20 protein-coding genes are annotated in these 18866 nt (G+C 64.8%); 13 read left to right on the top strand and 7 right to left on the bottom strand.

Going from position 1 to position 18866, the window contains the following annotated elements; all coding sequences use genetic code 11:
* The first annotated feature begins 13 nt into the window (after positions 1–13).
* The 7 genes from GRB80_RS00165 to GRB80_RS00195 all read left to right on the top strand — a co-directional run bounded on the left by GRB80_RS00165 (position 14) and on the right by GRB80_RS00195 (position 8542).
* On the top strand, positions 14–283 hold the full coding sequence (locus GRB80_RS00165) for a cupin domain-containing protein (RefSeq protein ID WP_309663467.1): 270 nt from the start codon (positions 14–16) through the stop codon (positions 281–283).
* Between the two features lie 343 nt (positions 284–626).
* Complete coding sequence (locus GRB80_RS00170; protein ID WP_161422111.1) at positions 627–2069, top strand: MFS transporter; 1443 nt, start codon at positions 627–629, stop codon at positions 2067–2069.
* Between the two features lie 89 nt (positions 2070–2158).
* A complete protein-coding gene (locus GRB80_RS00175) occupies positions 2159–3949 on the top strand; it encodes an acyl-CoA dehydrogenase (RefSeq protein ID WP_161422112.1) in 1791 nt (596 codons plus the stop codon).
* Between the two features lie 139 nt (positions 3950–4088).
* On the top strand, positions 4089–5720 hold the full coding sequence (locus GRB80_RS00180) for an acyl-CoA synthetase (protein WP_161422113.1): 1632 nt from the start codon (positions 4089–4091) through the stop codon (positions 5718–5720).
* 209 nt (positions 5721–5929) lie between these two features.
* Positions 5930–6778, top strand: coding sequence for a 3-hydroxybutyryl-CoA dehydrogenase (locus GRB80_RS00185; RefSeq protein WP_132041335.1), 849 nt, complete (start codon positions 5930–5932; stop codon positions 6776–6778).
* A gap of 233 nt (positions 6779–7011) precedes the next feature.
* A complete protein-coding gene (locus tag GRB80_RS00190; protein WP_132041336.1) occupies positions 7012–7785 on the top strand; it encodes an enoyl-CoA hydratase-related protein in 774 nt (257 codons plus the stop codon).
* 187 nt (positions 7786–7972) lie between these two features.
* A complete protein-coding gene (locus GRB80_RS00195) occupies positions 7973–8542 on the top strand; it encodes a YceI family protein (RefSeq protein ID WP_161422114.1) in 570 nt (189 codons plus the stop codon).
* 83 nt (positions 8543–8625) lie between these two features.
* Here the strand turns inward: GRB80_RS00195 and GRB80_RS00200 are convergent, their stop codons facing one another.
* Positions 8626–9051 (bottom strand): VOC family protein, encoded by a 426-nt coding sequence (locus tag GRB80_RS00200; protein ID WP_161422115.1) that lies wholly within the window; start codon positions 9049–9051, stop codon positions 8626–8628.
* 26 nt (positions 9052–9077) lie between these two features.
* Positions 9078–9554, bottom strand: a complete 477-nt coding sequence (locus tag GRB80_RS00205; RefSeq protein ID WP_161422116.1) for a peroxiredoxin — start codon at positions 9552–9554, stop codon at positions 9078–9080.
* 221 nt (positions 9555–9775) lie between these two features.
* Here GRB80_RS00205 and GRB80_RS00210 point away from each other — a divergent pair, with 221 nt between their 5' ends.
* From GRB80_RS00210 to GRB80_RS00220, 3 genes are all read left to right on the top strand, one after another.
* On the top strand, positions 9776–10855 hold the full coding sequence (locus GRB80_RS00210) for an NAD(P)-dependent alcohol dehydrogenase (protein WP_161422117.1): 1080 nt from the start codon (positions 9776–9778) through the stop codon (positions 10853–10855).
* A 237-nt stretch (positions 10856–11092) separates the two neighbouring features.
* A complete protein-coding gene (locus GRB80_RS00215; protein WP_161422118.1) occupies positions 11093–11449 on the top strand; it encodes a hypothetical protein in 357 nt (118 codons plus the stop codon).
* 52 nt (positions 11450–11501) lie between these two features.
* On the top strand, positions 11502–12347 hold the full coding sequence (locus tag GRB80_RS00220; RefSeq protein WP_161422119.1) for an MOSC domain-containing protein: 846 nt from the start codon (positions 11502–11504) through the stop codon (positions 12345–12347).
* Between the two features lie 109 nt (positions 12348–12456).
* Here GRB80_RS00220 and GRB80_RS00225 read toward each other — a convergent pair whose 3' ends face one another.
* Positions 12457–12906 (bottom strand): YHS domain-containing (seleno)protein, encoded by a 450-nt coding sequence (locus GRB80_RS00225; protein WP_161422120.1) that lies wholly within the window; start codon positions 12904–12906, stop codon positions 12457–12459.
* A 196-nt stretch (positions 12907–13102) separates the two neighbouring features.
* On the opposite strand from GRB80_RS00225, the gene GRB80_RS00230 reads away from it, so the two are divergent.
* The 3 genes from GRB80_RS00230 to GRB80_RS00240 all read left to right on the top strand — a co-directional run bounded on the left by GRB80_RS00230 (position 13103) and on the right by GRB80_RS00240 (position 15043).
* Positions 13103–13543: a YtoQ family protein gene (locus GRB80_RS00230; protein ID WP_132041344.1), complete on the top strand. Its 441-nt coding sequence runs from the start codon at positions 13103–13105 to the stop codon at positions 13541–13543.
* 67 nt (positions 13544–13610) lie between these two features.
* Positions 13611–13985 (top strand): DUF488 domain-containing protein, encoded by a 375-nt coding sequence (locus GRB80_RS00235; RefSeq protein ID WP_161422121.1) that lies wholly within the window; start codon positions 13611–13613, stop codon positions 13983–13985.
* 83 nt (positions 13986–14068) lie between these two features.
* Positions 14069–15043 (top strand): alpha/beta hydrolase, encoded by a 975-nt coding sequence (locus GRB80_RS00240; RefSeq protein WP_161422122.1) that lies wholly within the window; start codon positions 14069–14071, stop codon positions 15041–15043.
* Between the two features lie 7 nt (positions 15044–15050).
* On the opposite strand, the gene GRB80_RS00245 is transcribed toward GRB80_RS00240, so the two are convergent.
* The 4 genes from GRB80_RS00245 to GRB80_RS00260 form a co-directional block, all read right to left on the bottom strand.
* On the bottom strand, positions 15051–15866 hold the full coding sequence (locus GRB80_RS00245; RefSeq protein WP_161422123.1) for a M15 family metallopeptidase: 816 nt from the start codon (positions 15864–15866) through the stop codon (positions 15051–15053).
* A 139-nt stretch (positions 15867–16005) separates the two neighbouring features.
* The gene (locus GRB80_RS00250; RefSeq protein WP_202597136.1) at positions 16006–16455 is read right to left on the bottom strand and encodes a DUF411 domain-containing protein; all 450 of its coding nucleotides are present in this window, start codon (positions 16453–16455) and stop codon (positions 16006–16008) included.
* Between the two features lie 150 nt (positions 16456–16605).
* Complete coding sequence (locus GRB80_RS00255; RefSeq protein ID WP_161422124.1) at positions 16606–17244, bottom strand: response regulator transcription factor; 639 nt, start codon at positions 17242–17244, stop codon at positions 16606–16608.
* Positions 17241–18857 carry a PAS domain-containing sensor histidine kinase gene (locus tag GRB80_RS00260; RefSeq protein ID WP_161422125.1) on the bottom strand — a complete coding sequence of 539 codons (1617 nt, stop codon included), beginning with the start codon at positions 18855–18857 and terminating at the stop codon, positions 17241–17243. Before GRB80_RS00260 ends, GRB80_RS00255 begins: the two co-directional genes overlap by 4 nt.
* Positions 18858–18866 lie beyond the last annotated feature (9 nt).

The raw sequence follows: 18866 nt of genomic DNA on the forward strand, positions 1-18866 counted from the left end.
GAGAGCACAGGCCGTGAGCCAGCTTCAAATCGACGACAGTCAGGTGATCGTGACCCGTTGGGATTTTCCACCCGGGGCGGAGACGGGCTGGCATCGCCATGAACATGACTATGTGATCATCCCGTTGACCGACGGCCTGATGCGGCTGGAAACCCCCGAGGGGGAGCGCGAGGTTACCCTCGAGGCGGGTGTTTGTTATAGACGAGTCGAGGGCACCGAGCATAACGTCATCAACGATGGCGAGGCGCCTTTTGCCTTCGTCGAAGTAGAGATCAAACAGTAAGAAGGCAGACAGTCAGGAGGCAAGAAAGCAGAAGGCAAGACGCCGCCTGCCGAAGCGGTGTAACTCGGCGCTCAGGTGGCTCTCAGCAGCAGCCCCGGGGCGAGCATTTTTCGCGTGAGTGGCACCCGGCATCGGTCGGCTCTGGCTAGTCCCGACGCAAGGGCGTGTCAGGGCCACAAAGTGTGGGCCACAAAGCCATTGGCAGTGCCCCGCACCGGGCGTATGATTCGCGCGCTCAGCATGTCGTGGGCGTGATATAACATCCGCTACAAGGCCGCTTGTGCCTTGAGTGCCACCCGGCTCCTACCCCTAACTCCCTTCCTCCCGTACGAGGCATGCATCAATGTCGCGGCAACTGCTGGCTTTGGCCCTCGCGCCCTTGTTGGGGCTCTTTATTCTCGGTATCGGTAACGGCTTTCTGGCCACTGTGATCACGCTGCGTCTGGATGCCGCGGGTGAGTCGGCGGCGGTGATCGGCTGGGTGTCGGCGGCCTACTTCATCGGTCTGGCGTTTGGGGCCATGTTGAATGACCGCATGCTGCTGCGCATCGGCCATATTCGCGCCTATGGCAGCTTCGCCTCGCTGGTGGCGGTTACCGTGATCCTGCAGGGTCTGGTGGAGACTCCCTGGGCCTGGTTCTTCCTGCGTCTGATCGGTGGTTGGGCCACGGTGGGCGTCTATCTGGTGATCGAGAGCTGGCTGCTGGCCTCGGGGGATGCACGGGTGCGTGGTCGGCTGCTCGCTCTCTACATGATCTCGCTCTACGCGGCAGGCGTGCTTGGACAGTTATTGCTGGGTGTCACCGAGGCCATGGGCGGGGCGTCGTCGTTTATGGTGATCGGCATGCTGGCCTCGCTGTCGGTGCTGCCCATGGCGATGATCCCTCAGTTCACGCCGATGATCGAGAAGGCCGAGCCGCTCTCGCCGTTGCGTCTGGTCATGCTGACCCCCACCGGTGTCATGGGTAGCTTCGGTTCCGGGTTGATCGTGGCGGGGGTTTACGCCCTGTTGCCGCTTTACCTGCAGCGCGCCGGCTTCTCGGTCGACCGCGTCGGTCAGATGATGGCGGTGGTGATACTCGGCGCGATGGTGCTGCAATATCCCGTGGGGCGCTGGTCCGACCGTCACGACCGTCAGCTGGTGCTGATTCTGATCTCCGCCTTCTGCGCCCTGATCTCGGCGGCGGTGCTCTGGCTGCCGCTGAATAGCTGGGGCCTGGCCGGGCTGCTGTTCCTGCTCGGTGGTGGGGTATTCTCGTTCTATCCGGTCGCGCTGGGTCATGCGGCCGACCGCGCGCCGGCGGGCGCCCTGGTGCGCATGAGCCAGGGCCTGTTGCTGATCAACGCGATCGGCTCGGCGCTCAGCCCGCCGCTGATCTCGCCGGTGCTGGGGAAGCTGGGGGATGCCGGTCTGTTCTGGAGTTTCGGTGCGCTGGGCATCTGCCTGCTGCTGTTCTTCGCCTGGCGGCGTAGCGTGCGTCCGGCGCCAATGCCGGTGGCGCCCTTCCATGCCGGGACGCCGATGACGGCGAGCGGCGCCGAGCTGGTTATCACCGAAGACCTGGTCAAGGGTGCCACCGAGCATGAGTACAAGGAGGACCTTACCGACCTGGTGCCGGATGTGGAGGTGGCCGAGCCGCTGGTAGGGCCACCGTTGCTGGATGAAACCTGTGTCGCTCACTATCCCGAGTCAGACGATAGCGAAGAGCCGGTTCAGCATGCGTTGCCGGGAATCGAGTCGATCGAGACTTATCTGGCGGTGTCGGAGGCGCTCGAGCCGGGCTGAGGTGTCTGCATGTTTAAGACCTTGGGATAATGGTCGACGGAAAGTAGTGAATCTACTATCGCCGTTATCATTTTTCCCGAGGTGCTTCGATGATTCCCTTTGCCGCTCCCGTCCGTGACCTTCGCTTCGTACTGGAAGAGCTGCTCGAGCACGGCTCTCTCGCACTGCCCGGTTTCGAGGAAACCAGTCCCGATCTGGTGGAGGCGGTGCTGGAGGAGGCCGCCAAGCTGGCCGGCGAGGTCTGGGCACCGCTCAATGCCAGCGGCGATCAGCAGGGTTGCACCCGTCGTGAGGATGGCAGCGTCAGCGTGCCCGACGGCTTTGTCGAGGCCTACCAGGCCTATGCCGAGGGGGGCTGGAACGGCATCGGTGTCTCCGAGGCACTGGGCGGCCAGGGGCTTCCCGAGGTCGTGGCAAGCTCGGTGCAGGAGATGCTTCACGGTGCCAACATGTCACTGGGGCTGTGTCCCATGCTGACCGCCGGTGCCATCGAGGCGCTGGCGCATCACGGCAGCGAGGCACTGCGTACCACCTACCTCCCCAAGCTCGTCGAGGGGAGCTGGACCGGCACCATGAACCTGACCGAGCCCCAGGCCGGTTCCGACCTCTCCAAGGTGCGGACCCGTGCCGTGCCCCAGGAAGACGGCAGCTATCGACTCTTCGGCCAGAAGATCTTCATCACCTGGGGCGAGCATGAGGCCGCCGAGAACATCATCCACCTGGTGCTGGCGCGCAAGCCGGATGCCCCCGAGGGCAACAAGGGTATCTCGCTGTTTGTGGTGCCCAAGTTCCTGGTGGAGGCCGACGGCTCCCTGGGCGAGCGCAACGATGTGGTCTGCGCCTCCATCGAGCACAAGCTGGGCATCCATGGCTCGCCTACCTGCACCCTGAGCTTCGGCGAGCAGGAGGGCGCGATCGGTTATCTGGTGGGTGAAGAGGGGCGTGGCCTCAACCATATGTTCACCATGATGAACGAGGCGCGTCACAAGGTCGGCATCCAGGGGATCGGCGTGGCCGAGCGCGCCTGCCAGCATGCCGCCGCCTACGCCCTGGATCGCACCCAGGGGCGCAGCCCGCGCTCGGGGCGCAATGACTGCACCATCAGCGATCATCTGGATGTACGGCGCATGCTGCTATCCATGCGCGCGCGCACCGATGCCCTGCGTGCCCTGGCGCTCTACTGTGCCGCTCAGCTCGATGTGGCGCGTCATGCGGCGGATGACGACGAGCGCGCCGCCGCTCAGGCGCGTGCCGAGGTGCTGATCCCGGTGGTCAAGGCGTTCTCGACCGACCAGGCCGTGGAGATCGCCTCCCTGGGGGTTCAGGTCCACGGTGGCATGGGCTTTATCGAGGAGACCGGTGCCGCCCAGCTGCTGCGCGATGCGCGTATCGCGCCCATTTACGAGGGCACCAACGGCATTCAGGCCCTGGATCTGGCCGGACGCAAGCTGCAGCGTGATGGCGGTGCCGCCCTCGAGGGGCTGCTCGGCGAGATCGAGACCACCGTGGCAGCGCTCAAGGCCAGCGACGAACTGACCGCACTGGGCGAGAATCTGGCGGCTGGCGTCGCCGATCTGCGTGCCGCCATGGCCACGGTGCTGGAGGCGGGCGCCGACCCGGAGAGCGGGGTCGACGCCATTCAGGCCTACGCGACCCCCTTCCTGAGCCTCGCCGGGCACGTGCTGTGCGCCTGGCAGATGGGCCAGGCGGCGCTCAAGGCCAGCGCCGCCCAGGCCAGTGGCAGTGCCGATCCGTTCTACGCCACCAAGCGCCAGAGCGCCGACTATGTGATACGCCAGTGGTTGCCGGTGGGGCGTGCACAACGCGCGGTGATCGAGGCCGGCATGACCAGCCTGGCCGCCTTCGACATCGCCCACTAGTGTCAACACGAGGCCTGCGCCGCCGGCTCCGGTCGGCGGCCGCCTTCCTTGTCCGCTATGCGCCACTCTCGCCCCCATAACAACTCGACAGGAGCATGAACCACCCGACAGGGTCATGCGCCAGATCACGGAGCCACTCATGAGCCAGAGCATTTTCGAACAGGGTCTGCCCAAGACCGCCGCCAACCACGTACCGCTCTCACCGCTGACCTTTATCGAGCGTACCACATCGATCTACCCGGACTACCCCGCGGTGGTCTATGGCGAGTTGCGCCGCGACTGGGGCACAACCTGGGAGCGCTGCCGTCGACTCGCCTCGGCTATCGAGAAGCGTGGCATCCAGCCCGGCGAGACCGTGGCGGCCATGCTGCCCAATGTGCCGGCGATGTTCGAGGCCCACTTTGGCGTGCCGCTGGCCGGCTGCGTGCTCAACACCCTGAATATTCGCCTGGATGCCGAGGCCATCGCCTACATGCTGGAGCATGGCGAGGCCAGGGCGATCCTGGTCGATCCGGAGTTCGCCGAAGTCATCGAGGAGGCGGTCGGCAAGCTCGACAGAAAACCGCTGATCATCGATGTGGCCGATCCCGAGTTTGTGCCCGAGGGGAGAAGCATCGGTGAGCTGGAGTACGAGGCGCTGCTGGCCGAGGGTGACCCGGACCATGCCTACCGTCTGCCCGAGGATGAGTGGCAGGCGATCTCGCTCAACTACACCTCCGGCACCACCGGCAAGCCCAAGGGGGTGGTCTACCACCACCGCGGGGCCTACCTGAATGCCACCAGCAATATCCTGGTATGGGCGATGCCGCACCACCCGGTATATCTGTGGACCCTGCCGATGTTCCACTGCAACGGCTGGTGTTTTCCCTGGACCATCGCCGCCGCCGCCGGCACCAACGTCTGCCTGCGCAAGGTCGAGGCCAAGCGCGTGATGGACCTGATCGCCGACGAGCAGGTGAGCCACTTCAGCGGCGCCCCCATCGTGCTGAATGGACTGGTCAACCTGCCCGACGAGCAGAAGCGCGACTTCGATCATCCGGTGAAGGTCACCACGGCAGGCGCGGCGCCGCCCGCCTCGGTGATCGCCGGCGTCGAGACGCTCGGCATCGACGTGACCCATGTCTACGGGCTTACCGAGGTCTATGGCCCGGTCACCTCCTGCGCCTGGCGCGCGGCGTGGGACGAGCTGCCCATGGAGGAGCGGGCCAAGCTCAAGTCGCGTCAGGGGGTGCGCTACCACATGCTGGAAGCGCTCTGTGTGGCCGACCCCAACACCCTGGAGCCGGTGCCCAAGGATGGTCAGACCATCGGCGAGATCCTGATGCGCGGCAACAACGTGATGAAGGGCTATCTCAAGAACGAGGCGGCCACCGAGCAGGCCCTGGAGGGCGGCTGGTACCATACCGGCGACCTCGCGGTGTGGCATGCAGACGGCTATATCGAGATCAAGGATCGCTCCAAGGACATCATCATCTCCGGTGGCGAGAACATCTCCACCATCGAGGTGGAGGACTGCATCTACTCGCACCCGGCAGTGGAGGAGGCGGCCGTGGTGGCCAAGCCCGACGATAAGTGGGGCGAAACCCCCTGTGCCTTCGTCAAGCTCAAGGTGGGCTACGGCGAGGTCACCGAGCAGGAGATCATCGACCACTGCCGCCAGCATCTGGCGACCTTCAAGGCACCCAAGACGGTGATCTTCACCGAGTTGCCCAAGACCTCCACCGGCAAGATCCAGAAGTTTGTACTGCGCGACGAAGCGCGCAAGCAGTAATACCCGACCTTTGCCCAATGAGGGGAGGGACTGTTGCTGTTACCTGGAGGGAGAAGCGCCGGGGGCAAGCCGAAAGGGAGGTCCTACGCCATGGATGGCGTCGGTAGCGCCCAGGGATGGGTTCACAGCGCCTCCCGGCAGGCTTGTCACCGGAAAAGCTTCGAGCGGCAGTCCGTGGCAGATCAAGACAAATCAGCAGGAGAGTGTAAATGAGTGAGCAAGCGATCGGTGTGGTAGGCGCCGGTACCATGGGGCAGGGGATCGCTCAGGTGCTGGTGCAGAGCGGCTTTTCGGTTAGGCTCTACGATGTGGCCGAGGAGCAGCTCCAGCGCGCCCGTGGGGCCATCGACAAGGGGCTGGGCAAGCTGGTCGCCAAGGAGAAGCTCGCCGCGGCCGACCAGGATGCCGCCCTGGCGCGTCTAGACACCACCACCGCGCTGGATGCCCTGCGCGACTGCGAGGTGATCATCGAGGCCGCCCCCGAGCAGCCGGCTCTCAAGGAGAAGCTGTTTCGCGATCTGAGCCGCCTGAGCCATGAGGCGATCCTGGCCTCCAATACCTCCTCGCTGTCGCTGACTCGCCTGGCCGCCGTCTGCGAACGCCCGGAGCGGGTGGTGGGCATGCACTTCTTCAACCCGGTGCCGGTGCTCAAGCTGGTCGAGGTGATCCGTGCCGAGCAGACCAGTGATGCCACCGTGGCGCGTATCGAGGAGCTGACCCAGGCACTTGGCAAGACCGCCGTGGCTATCGCCGACTCCCCTGGGTTTGCGGTCAACCGACTGCTGGTGCCGATGATCAACGAGGCCGCCTTCCTGCTCCAGGAGGGGGTGGCCAGCGCCGCGGACATCGACGCCTCCATGAAACTGGGCGCCGCGCATCCCATGGGGCCGCTGGCCCTGGCCGACCTGATCGGCCTGGATGTCTGCCTCTCCATCATGGAGGTGTTGCAGGAGGGCTTCGGCGATCCCAAGTACCGGCCCTGCCCGCTGCTCAAGCGCATGGTGGATGCCGGCTATCTGGGCCGTAAATCGGGCCGTGGCTTCCACGTTTACTCCTGATCACGCGCCTGTCGGGCCGGTATCTCCTGTGGGAGGCGGGCTCCGCCAGGCAAAGGTAATATCTCCTGTGGGAGGCCGGCTCCGCCGGGCGAAGGCGCTGCCAGGCGCCACTGGGAGGGCCTCATACCCGGGCTGGGATCCACCAAGGAAGCATTGCCGCCCAACCTAGCGTTCGCTAGGGTTGGGCGGTATCGTCTCAACACCATGCAACAAGAATCCGAGGAGTCCTACCCATGAGCGAGAAGCTGATCGATGTGGTCGACAACGCCGGTCTCGTGCGCCTGACCATCAATCGTCCCAAGGCACTCAACGCCCTGAATAGCGATGTGCTGGCCGAGCTGGAGCGTGTACTGGCCGACCTGGAGGGCCGCGCCGACCTGCGTGCCGTGGTGATCACCGGCGCCGGTGAGAAGTCATTCGTGGCCGGCGCCGATATCGCCGAGATGCGCGAGAAGACCCCTGAGCAGGCCCGGGACTTCGCCCGCCAGGCGCTGGATACCTTCAAGCGCCTGGAGACCCTGCCGGTGCCCACCGTGGCGCTGGTCAACGGCTTCTGCCTGGGTGGCGGCTGCGAGCTGGCCCTGGCCTGTGACTGGGCGGTGGCCAGCGATAACGCCATCTTCGGCCAGCCCGAGGTGCTGCTCGGCGTGATCCCCGGCTTCGGCGGCACCCAGCGTCTGCCGCGCCGCGTCGGCCCGGCCATGGCCATCGATCTGTGCACCACCGGTCGCAAGATCGACGCCAACGAAGCGCTGCGCATCGGTCTGGTCAATCGGGTGATGCCCCAGGCGGAGCTCGAGGACTATGTCGAGGAGCTGGCCAAGCAGCTGGGTGGCAACGGCCCGCAGTCGGTTCGCGCCGCCAAGCAGGCGATCCATGATGGCATGGACCAGGATCTCGACAGCGCCCTGGCCCTGGAGAATGCGCTGTTCGCCTTCTGCTTCGCCGGTGAGGAGCAGAGCGAAGGCATGAGCGCCTTCGTCGAGAAGCGCAAGCCGAACTTCTAAGGGGCGTTGCCTTAGCTTAAGGGGCGTTGCCTTAGCTGAAGCAGCTGAAGCGCGGCCGTGGCAGTTCAGCCACGGCCGCCTTGCGTTGCAGGGGTGCCTTTCCAGGCTCCCCTTGCACTGGTTGAATGACGGGCTATGGTGATAGCTGGCAGTAACGCTCTGAACTCCAGGATGGGAGAAAGCCGTCATGAAAGCACTGTTAGTTTCCGCACTGCTACTTGCCACGCCAGCCTGGGCCCAGGCCGCCTGGCAACTGGACGAGGAGCACTCCTCGGTGCATTACGTCTCCATCAAGAACGCCTCCACCGGTGAGATCAACAGCTTCGGTAAGCTCTCCGGCAGCATCGAGGAGCAGGAGAGCCGGGTGGTGATCGATCTCTCTAGTGTCGAGACAGGCATCGATATTCGTAATGAACGCATGCAGGAGATGCTGTTCGAGACCGGTCAGTTTGGCGAAGCCGAGGTCAGCATTGCGATGGGCGAGGCAGCCCTGTCGGACATGCAAGTGGGCGAGCGTCGTCAGGAAACCCAGTCTCTGAGTCTGAGCCTGCATGGCGAGACACTGGAACTGGAGGCCGAGATGCAGGCGATTCGCCTCGACGACTCGACCCTGCTGATCAGCTCGGTGCACCCCGTGATTATCTCCGCCGAGGACTTCGGGCTGGGCGAGGGTGTCGAGGCCTTGCGCGAGGTCGCCGGGCTCTCCGCCATCAGCACGGCGGTGCCGGTCAGCTTCAATCTGGTGTTTACCCAGTGATCGTCAAAGATCATGACAACGCGGCCGTGGCATAACTGCCACGGCCGCGTTGTGTTACGGGTTCCGTCGGTTGAGCCTGAAGGCTACTTGGCGAACAGCTGGTTCATATCCTTGAACGCCTTGAACTCCAGGGCATTGCCGCAAGGGTCGAGCAGGAACATGGTGGCCTGCTCGCCTACCTGGCCCTTGAAGCGCACATGAGGTTCGATCACGAATCTCGTGTCGCGGGCCCTGAGACGTTCGGCCAGCGCCTCCCACTCCTCCCAGCCCAGTACCACACCGAAGTGGGGCACCGGTACGTCGTGGCCGTCCACTGGGTTGGTGTGGGCCTGCTCCTGGGTAGGCGTCTGCGGGTGTTCGTGGATCACCAATTGGTGGCCGAAGAAGTTGAAGTCGACCCACTGCTCGCTCGAGCGACCCTCCTCCAGGCCGAACACCTCGCCATAGAAGGCGCGGGCCGCCGGCAGGTCATGGACCGGAATCGCTAGATGAAACGGGGACAGGCTCATATCACTCTCCAGAAACATGCCAGCATTTACAGCTGGGCCATGACCGTTTCGGCACTGCTCTTGTCGACGCCCTTGTCATCGACACCCAGATACTCGACCACCCCGTCGTTGACGATGGCGGCGAAGCGCTTGCAGCGGATCCCCATGCCGCCACCGCTGGCGTCCAGCTCGAGCCCCAGCGCACGGGTCAGCTCGGCATTGCCGTCGGCCAGCATGGTGATGGCCTGGGCGTTCTGATCCTGCTGCCAGGCGCCCATCACGAAGGCGTCGTTCACCGCGAGGCAGGCGATGGTGTCGACCCCCTGGGCCTGCAGCTTGTCGGCGTTGACCACGAAGCCCGGCATATGGGTGTTGGAGCAGCCGGGGGTAAAGGCGCCCGGTACCGCGAACAGCACCACCTTCTTGCCGCTGAAGAGCTCGCCGGTGCGAATGTCCTCGGGGCCTTCCGCGCCGTTGGTCTTGATCGTCACGTCGGGAATGCGCTCGCCGGTCGTAATCGTCATGGGGTCAGTCTCCCTTGTTGAGATGGGGTATTGCACTGCCAGTCTGCCTCGGAGCAGGGGGCTACGACAAACCTGGGGTGATCACGTTGGGTGAACCGGAGCAGATGGCCGACGCAACGGCCAGGGGGATTGGCTGTTCCGCTTGATATATATCAAGGCGTAATTCTTGCCAGATGCTATAGCTGTAGTGGTCATCTTCCCTGTCGGTCCAGGAGCCTGCAATGCCCACCATGATGAAAGCCGCCGTATTCGTCGAGCCCGGACGTATCGAGATCGACGACCGCCCCATTCCCGATATCGGTCCCAACGATGCCCTGATCCGTGTGACCACCACCACCATCTGCGGCACCGACGTACATATCCTCAAGGGGGAGTACCCGGTGGAGAAGGGCCTTATCGTGGGCCACGAGCCGGTAGGCGTGATCGAGAAGCTGGGCGCCAATGTACAGGGCTACCGTGAGGGGCAGCGGGTGATCGCCGGGGCGATCTGCCCGAGCTTCACCTCCTACGCCTGTCAGGATGGCTGCAGCTCCCAGGATGGCGGCCATCATGCCCATGGCTATAAGCCCATGGGTGGCTGGCGCTTCGGCAACACCATCGATGGGGCCCAGGCGGAGTATCTGCGCGTGCCGGACGCCCAGGCCAATCTCTCGCCGGTGCCCGATGGCCTGACCGACGACCAAGTGCTGATGTGCCCGGACATCATGTCCACGGGCTTCGCCGGGGCGGAAGCCGCCAATATCAAGATCGGCGACAGCGTCGTGGTATTCGCCCAGGGTCCCATCGGGCTGTGCGCCACCGCCGGCGCACGACTGCGCGGCGCCGGCATGATCATCGCCGTGGATGGCGTCGACGAGCGGCTGGAAATGGCCAGCAAGCTGGGTGCCGACGTGACCCTCAACTTCCGCAAGGTGGATGTGGTCTCGGAGGTGCTCAAGCTCACCGGCGGGCGAGGTGTGGATGTCTCCATCGAGGCGCTGGGGCTGCAGCAGACCTTCGAGCAGGCGCTGCGCGTCATCAAGCCCGGCGGCACCCTGTCGAGCCTCGGGGTCTACTCCGAGGACCTCACCATCCCCCTGGATGCCTTCAGTGCGGGTCTGGGCGACCATCGCATCGTTACCTCGCTGTGCCCGGGAGGCAAGGAGCGCATGCGCCGCCTGATGCAGATCATCGACAGCGGTCGTCTGGACCTTGGCCCCATGGTCACCCACCGCTACCCGCTGGAGAAGATCGTCGACGCCTATGATCTCTTCAGCCACCAGCGCGACGGCGTGCTCAAGATCGCCCTCGAAGTATCGTAAGGCCTGATAGCATCACCCAGGCCGGGCGAATATCTCGCCTGGCCTGTCTCTTCTGGTGATCTCTTCCTCGAGATACGGGAAATGTCTTGCATCTCTAACTTGTCTGAAGCGGCTCTGCCGCGACGACAGTCAAGCGGTTAGCGGATGGTTCCGTGTCAAGCCGATCATGGCGGCTTAGAGTGGTATCTGCGCGAGTTCTGGTACAATCGCGCGATGATTGAAGTAGACGGAGACACGATGGAAACGGAACTTAGCGAATTCGAGCGGCAGATGCGCCGCGATATCGACAGTTTCATGGACAAGGCCCAGGAGACTCGACGCAAGGCGGCGACCTCCGCTCCCGAGTGGCCCATCGAGGACAAGAGCAACGCGAAGACAAAGCCCAAGGCGCCACGCAGCAAGCCTGGCGGTTCGCCGAAGACAGGCCATCGGGTGAAGCTGGCCGTACGCACCAAGCAGCTCGAGATGGACACCGTGTTCGAGCATGTGTCGTCGAGCATCTCCAAGATCGAGGCACAGCTGGAAGCCGAGAAGGCCGCCCGCAAGGCTGGCTATCCCATTATCGGCTTCGTGATCGAAACCACCCGGCTGTAATCCCTGATCGCATGGGCTAGGCTTTGGGCATTTCTTGCCCCTGGAGCCGCCCGTGAGGATCACCCAGCTTTCTATCTACCCGGTCAAGTCACTGGGTGCCATCGCCCTGAACGAGGCCGAGCTGACGCCCGAAGGTCTCGCCTGGGATCGCCGCTGGATGGTGGTCGACGATGTGGGGCGTTTCGTTACCCAGCGCCAATTGCCGGCCATGGCCGCCATTCGGGTCGGTCTCGAGGCCGATGCCCTGGTGTTGCGCCATCCGGATGCCGAGGCGTTGCGTGTCCCCCTGTCAGCGGAGGGGCAGGAACGGTTGACGGTCTATGTCTGGGAGGATCGCTGTGCCGCCCTGGATGAGGGGGCCGAGGCCAGGGAGTGGTTGGGCGGGGTGCTGGGTGATTTTCGGGGCAGTGGTCTGCGCCTGGTCCGCTTCGCGCCCGACCAGCGGCGCCGGGTCGAGCCGCACTATCTCGCGCCGGGCGAGCAGGCACATACCGGCTTTGCCGATGGCTATCCCTTCCTGGTGGTGGGCGAGGCCTCGCTTGCCGAATTGAACCGCCGCCTGGCTGCCAAGGGGCTCGAACCGGTGCCGATGAGTCGCTTTCGGCCCAGCATCGTGATCGACCACGAAATGCCTTTCGTCGAGGATGGCTGGCAAGAGCTGGCCGCCGCCGAAAGTGGCTGGCGGCTGGGGCTGCGCAAGCCCTGCCAGCGCTGCAAGATCACCACCGTGGATCAGCACAGCGGCGAGATCGAGGTGCCGGGTGAGCCTCTGCGCACGCTGGTGGAGATGAACACCCGCCTGGCACCGGGCGGGTACTTCGGGCAGAACGCTATCCTGCTGGCAGGAGAGGGGCGGACGATCAGTGTCGGCGAGCCCCTGACGCCGAAGCCGCGCTGACTCTCTCGAGGATAACCGCGTACTCTCGAGGGTATCCGCATACCCAGCCCGCTAGCTTCACTGGTGCCCGCTGGTCGACTGGATCAGCGCCCAACGGTGCTATGAGTGATCAAGGCGCGAAGATATTCGGCCAGTGGCTATCGGCGGCCTCGATATGGCCGGGAATGTCACGCTCCCAACGCCACTGGATAAAGCGGCTGTAGTTCAGATAGAGCTTGTCGTCGACGATCTTCCATGCCTCGGGCACGGTCGAGGCGGCCTCGCCGCGTGCCGCGGCCCAGGCGCACCAGCCGCCATATTGCGGGGCGTAGGTCTCGGGATCGGCCTGGAAGCGGTCTCGGTGCTCGGCGGAAGCGAATTGCCAGGTGGCCTCGTGCCACTCGAGCTGATGCTTCGGTGAGCCGGCCACTGGCCTGCCCTCGGTGAAGTAGGCCACCGGGTCGGTGCCGCCGATGGCCAGTCCGTCGCGCGTGAAGATGCGCCCGTCGGCCATGGCCCCCAGCGACCAGGCCAGACCTACCATCAGGATGGCGGCCCTCCACCCATGCGTGCGTTTCATGATCTGCCTCCTCTCGACCCTGGGGTCTCAGGGTTCTGTCGGGCAACGGCTCCCGACCTTACAGGCATCATGACCGTGCTGGCGGCGTGCAAGGGCTCATTACAAGGCTGGATGCATGAAATGGAATGTATTTCCAGTAAATGGCCTTCTGGGTTATCATGACAGGTCACCTGTCCACTTGCGCAAGGAGCCTGCCATGAGCTTTCACGTCTATCTTTCCGGCGAGATCCACACCGATTGGCGCGACGAGATCCAGCGCGGCGCCGAGGCGGCCGGCCTCGATGTGGTGTTCACCGCTCCGGTGACCGACCATGACGCCAGCGATGCCGCCGGCGACCATCTGGGCGAGACTCCGAGCCAGTTCTGGCGGGATCATCAGTCCTCCAAGGTCAATGCCATCCGCACCCGTACCCTGATCGAGCAGAGCGACCTGGTGGTCGTGCGCTTCGGCGACAAGTACAAGCAGTGGAACGCCGCCTTCGACGCCGGCTACTGTGCCGCCCTGGGCAAGCCCTACGTGACCCTCCACGGCGAGGAGATCGTGCACCCGCTCAAGGAGGTCGATGCCGACGCCCAGGCCTGGTGCACCACCACCGATCAGGTGGTCGAGGTACTACGCTACGTGCTCAAGGCCTGATACCAACCCGCGGCGTTGATTGGCTACACTGGGGGACACCATTCTCGAAGGAGGAGTCCCCCCCCCGATGAGCCTGGAGCTGAAACGTGCCTTCGACACCGCGAACCACAATGACGGCTATCGCGTGCTGGTCGATCGCCTGTGGCCCCGCGGCGTCTCCAAGGAGGAGGCGAGAATCGATGAGTGGCCCAAGGAGGTCGCCCCCAGCGACACCCTGCGCAAGGCCTTCCATGCCGGTGATCAGGGGTGGGGCGAGTTCCGCCGCCGCTACCTGGGCGAGCTCAAGGCGCATCGCGAACGGCTCAGGCCCCTGGCCGAGCGAGCCCTCGGGAAAAGGGTGACCCTGGTATTTGCCGCCAAGGATGAACGCCACAACAACGCCGTGGTACTTGCCGAGTATCTGGCCATGCTCGAGCCGCGCCTGCGCGCCGAGAAGCGTTAACGGAACAGGGCGGCCAATCCCCGCGCAGCTGCTAACTTCAAGGGAAGGCGGTGTGATTGCCGCCGTCCTGCGAGGTGGCCGCCATGCTGTTCATTACCAATCGTTTTCCTACCCAGAGCATTCGCACTCGGGTCAACCGCAATTTCACCTTCGACCTCAACAATAACGCTGCCAGCAATTCGGTGTTCTACTGCGAGCGGCAGGGGGAGGAGGAGTATCAGGAGATCGGCAGTTCGGCCTTCCTGCAGCGGCTCAAGGAAGCCGATGTCAATCAGGTGCTGATCTATATCCACGGCTTCTCCAATCTGCCCGAAGATGTCTTCGTTGCGGTCCAGGAGTTTCAGTCGCTGTGCGATGAGACCAAGCCAGGCGAGGTGCTGGTGGTGCCTCTGGTGTGGCCCTGTGACAATGACCTGGGGATAGTGAAGGACTACTGGGATGATCAGGAGTCGGCCGACCTGAGCGGCTTCTCCTTCGCCCGCGTGCTGCAGCGCTTCCTGGACTGGCGGGAGGGGGAGCAGTTCAAGCAGGACCCGACCCCCTGCCTGAAGCGCATCAATGTGCTGGCCCACTCCATGGGCAACCGGGTGCTGCGCGAGACCCTGAGGGTCTGGCACAAGTATTCGCTGCCGGGCGGGGTGCCACTGCTGTTTCGCAATACCTTCCTGGTTGCCGCCGATATCGTCAACGAGTCACTGGAGGAGGGGCGCAGTGGTGAGCTGATCGTGCATAGCTCACGCAATGTGACCGTCTACTTTGCCTCCGACGACCTGGCGTTGCGTGCCAGCAAGGCCTCCAACCTGAGGAATCGCATCGCCTCCCGGCGGCTCGGTCACACTGGCCCCGAAGACATGATCCGGCTGCCGCGCAATGTCTTCGCGGTCGACTGCGACGACGTCAATACCCTCTACGATTTCCCCAAGGGACACTCCTATTTTCGGTCTGGCATCGTGCCCGGCAAGCCCGGTGTGGTGTTTCAGCACCTGTTCGTCGCCCTGGAGAGCGGTCGGGTCTTCCCCGAGGACGAGCTGCGCCGCATGACCATTCTGCGTGATTGAGGCGGCGTCAGAGCTTGACGGCCTGCACGTGCATCCAGTCGAAGTTGCGCGTGCGCCCCAGGCTGACCCAGCCTTCCTCTTCCCAGAGGCGCCACCAGGTGTCGTACTCCGGCCGAGCCAGGCGTGCTCGGTCGCGTCCCCACCGGAGCTTGTTGTGGCTCGGGTCCCAGTCGATGGCCAGGCCCCAGGCATGGGTCGACCAGCGGGTGCCGCCACGCTTGCGACGCTTGTTGTAGCAGCCGCCGTAGCGATGCAGGCCCAACTCCCTGAGGCGCTGCGGTCCGTAGTGGTCATGTACTCGCTCCAGGATGCGCGCCAGGCTGTCGGCGACCTGCTCGTGGCAGCCGATACCGCTGGGGCTGGTGCCGAGGTCCCAGGCCAGCGCAAGCCTCCAGGGGCAGGGCACGACCGTGAGGGGCGGCTTGCGTGTCGGAGAGCCCAGCGCCTGCTCCAACTCGGCCTCCCGGTACCAGCCGTTGGGATTGGTCTCCAGCGTCGGCTGATCGCGCCAGGGGGTGGGCTTGCTGCCGGTCTTCTGGAGGGTGTCCAGCACCTCCACCGCATGCTCGGTCTGGGGGCCCCACAGTCCGTCGATGGGCCCGACCTCGATCGTGTTCTGTTGGCAGGCGACCTGCAGACAGGCGACGGCGCGGCGTCGGTCGCTCCAGCCGTCGGCCCCGTCGGGCAACTGGCTGGCATGCCTCTGTAACGTGGCATTCACGGCCGCCAGGGTCATGGGGCCGCGAACACCGTCGATGCTGGCGTGGTAGGCGTCCTGGTCGGCGAGAAACTGCTGAAGGGTGCGAACGGAGGTCTTGTTCATGGTGTTGCCTCCCCCTCGCTGGGGTCGGGGTGCCGCGGTCACCATGGCCGGGCTTACGCCCACAGTGTAGGCGATACTCACGACGCCGCCCCGGCCAGGAGCTGGCCGGGGCGGCGCTATCACGACTGGCGGGTTCTCCTCAAAGGGTCATGAACGGCTGGGCCTCGCCATCGCGGAACTGGTAGACGTTCCACACTTCTTGCTTGGGTCCTGGCATGCCAGGAGTGCCGATGGGCATGCCGGCAAGGCCGATGCCATCGGTGTCGGGGCGCTCCTCGAAGAGCTTCTCGAGGGCCGCGAAGGGCACATGACCCTCGATGGCGTAACCGCCCATCTCGATGGTGTGGCAGGCGCCGAGGCCGTAGGGTAGACCGACGCTCTTCTTGACCTGGCCGAGCGACACATCGTCGACGATGGTGACATCGACGCCGTGCTCCTCTAGATGACGGGCGTACTTGTCACAGCAGATGCACTGGGGATTCTTGTAGAGGGTCGCCTCGGCGGGCAGGGCGGCGTGGGCGGTACCGGCACCCAGCAGCAGGGAGGCAGACATGAGCAGGGTGGCGCTTGAAGGGATGCGATTCAGCATGACACTTTTCCTGGTCCAGATGGCGTGGTTGCGCAGGGTTGTCTCTCGGCCAGCCTCCGGCTAAGGCGATCCGGCCGAGGGAGGGACGGTTGGTTTCGAAATATACATCTTATGTGTAGCACCCAGGTCAAGAGCTGTGCTGGGTCAAGGTCAGGGGGCTTCTTCGGGCAGGGTATCCACCAGCCCCAGCGCCACGCACAGGCGAACCAGCTCGGCCAGGTTGGCGGCTCCCAGCGACTTCATGGCGCGCAGCCGGTAGATCTCCACGGTCTTGGGGCTGATTCCGAGGTGGTCGGCGACCTCGCGGCTGGTCAGGCCTCTGGCCACGTGCACCAGGATCTGGCGTTCCTTGGGGCGCAGCGCGGCGTAACGCTCGCGTAGCGCCTCGAGGCGGAGTTGGGCCTGACGCGCCTGCTGGTGCGTATGAAGTGACTGCTGGACGATATCGATCAGCTGCTGGTGATTGAATGGCTTCTCGAGGAAGTCGCGCGCCCCGGCCTTGAGCGCGGAAACGGCCATGGGCACATCGCCGTGGCCGGTCATGAAGATGACCGGGGGGGGCTTTTCCAGCTCTCTCAGTTGCTGTTGTACCTGGAGACCTGAGAGGCCGGGCATGCGCACGTCCAGCAGTACCGTGTCGAAGCCTTCGGGGTCGCCGGCGAGAAAGGTCTCGCCGTCGGCGAAGAGGCGGCTTTCGATGCCGACAGAGTCCAGCAGCCAGGCCAGGGAGTCACGCAGGGCCTGGTCGTCATCGACGATGGCGATGCAGGGGGAAGAGGTATCGGTCATGGGCGCTTCAAGGCAGCGGTGTGGTCAGGTTCGGCGAGCAGTGTAGCGGCAAAGGTGGCGCCGCCGGAACCGGTGTGTGGCAGCAGGCGCAGGTTGCCGCTCATGGCTTCCATCAGGGTGCGGCTGATGGCCAGGCCCATGCCCAGCCCCTCGTCACGACTGGAGTGGAAGGGGGCGAAGATGGAGTCGGCCTGGTCGGCGGGGATGCCGGGGCCCTGGTCGGCAACCGTCAGGGTCACCTCGCGGCGCCCGCTGCGCCGGGCCTTGATCTCGACCCGTTGAGCGCCGGGATGGTCGCGGCTCGCCTCCAGTGCGTTGAGCAGCAGGTTGACCAGCACCTGCTCCAGTCCCACCGGGTCGGCGATCACCCTCGGCAGTGGCGCCTTGAGGGCCACCTCGAGGTCGACCCCGGCCTGCTGGTACTGCCACTCGCAGAGCCGGCAGGCGGCGTCCACTACCTCGGCAAGGACCATGGGCCGCGGCCGGATCTGGCCCTTGCGCACGAAGCCGCGAATATGGCGCAGTCGTTCCCCCAGGCGCTCTACCTGTCGCTGGATCTGCTCGAGGGGCAGGCGCAGTGCCTCGGCCGGCTGGCCGGCATCGAGCTTGAGCAGGGCGCCACTGGCGTAGTTGCCGATGGTGCCCAGCGGCTGATTGAGCTCATGGGCGATATTCGATGCCAGCTCGCCGGTGGTGGCCAGCCGGTTGGCGTGGGCGATCTGGGCCTGATGCTGACGGGCCTGCTCCTCGGCCGCCTGGCGCAGACGGATATCACGGTTGAGCAGCGAGACATGGCCCGATTCCGTGCCGGGCCCGGAGTGCGCCATCACCACGCTGAGCACCGGCACCACGCCCTGTGGACCACGCATCGCCAGCTCGCCACTCCATGAGCCGTAGCGGGCCACGGCGGGCAGCACGATATCATGCAGGTCGCGCAGTGACTCCTCGATATAGGCGTCGGCCAGTCGCGCGGCGCCGCCCGTGCGGGGCAGCTGCAGGAGGTGGCGTGCCGCCTGGTTGGCGTAGAAGAGCCGCTCATCGTCATCCATGAACAGCACGAACTCGGTGGTGGACTCCACCACCCGGGCCAGTCGTTCTCGGTTGGCCTCGGCACGGATGCGGCGCCCGACATCCCGGGAGACGCAGAGAATATCGAGCAACTCGCCGCTGGCCGGGTCGCGCCGGGTCCGACTGGTGGTTTCGAACCAGACATAGTGGCCATCCTTGGCGCGGAAGCGATAGGTCTGCTGGTAGAAGCCGTCGCGGTAGTAGATCCGCGGTGACTTGTTGAGCAGGGCGGCCAGGTCGGCGGGGTGAAACAGGTCATAGGCGGAGATGCCGATCAGCTCCTCGGGGGCATACCCGAGCAGGTCGCGTGCCGCCTCCGAGGCGTAGAGAAAGGTTCCGTCTCGGGCATGGCGCGAGATCAGATCGGTGCTGCTCTCGGCCAGCCAGCGGTAGTGGTCACGCTCAGCTTCGAGGGCCCGGTGCCTCTCCTCGAGTCGGTCGCAGCGGGCGGCAAGCGCCGTATGCGCCTCGATCAAGCGGGCCTGGGCCTCGGGCGAAAGGGCGGCACTGGTGTTGGGTGCGCTGTTGGGTGTGCTGTCGGGCATATGGCTCCG

Origin of the sequence: Halomonas icarae (genome assembly GCF_009901955.1) — a bacterium.
In the GTDB taxonomy this organism is placed as follows: Bacteria; Pseudomonadota; Gammaproteobacteria; order Pseudomonadales; family Halomonadaceae; genus Halomonas; species Halomonas icarae.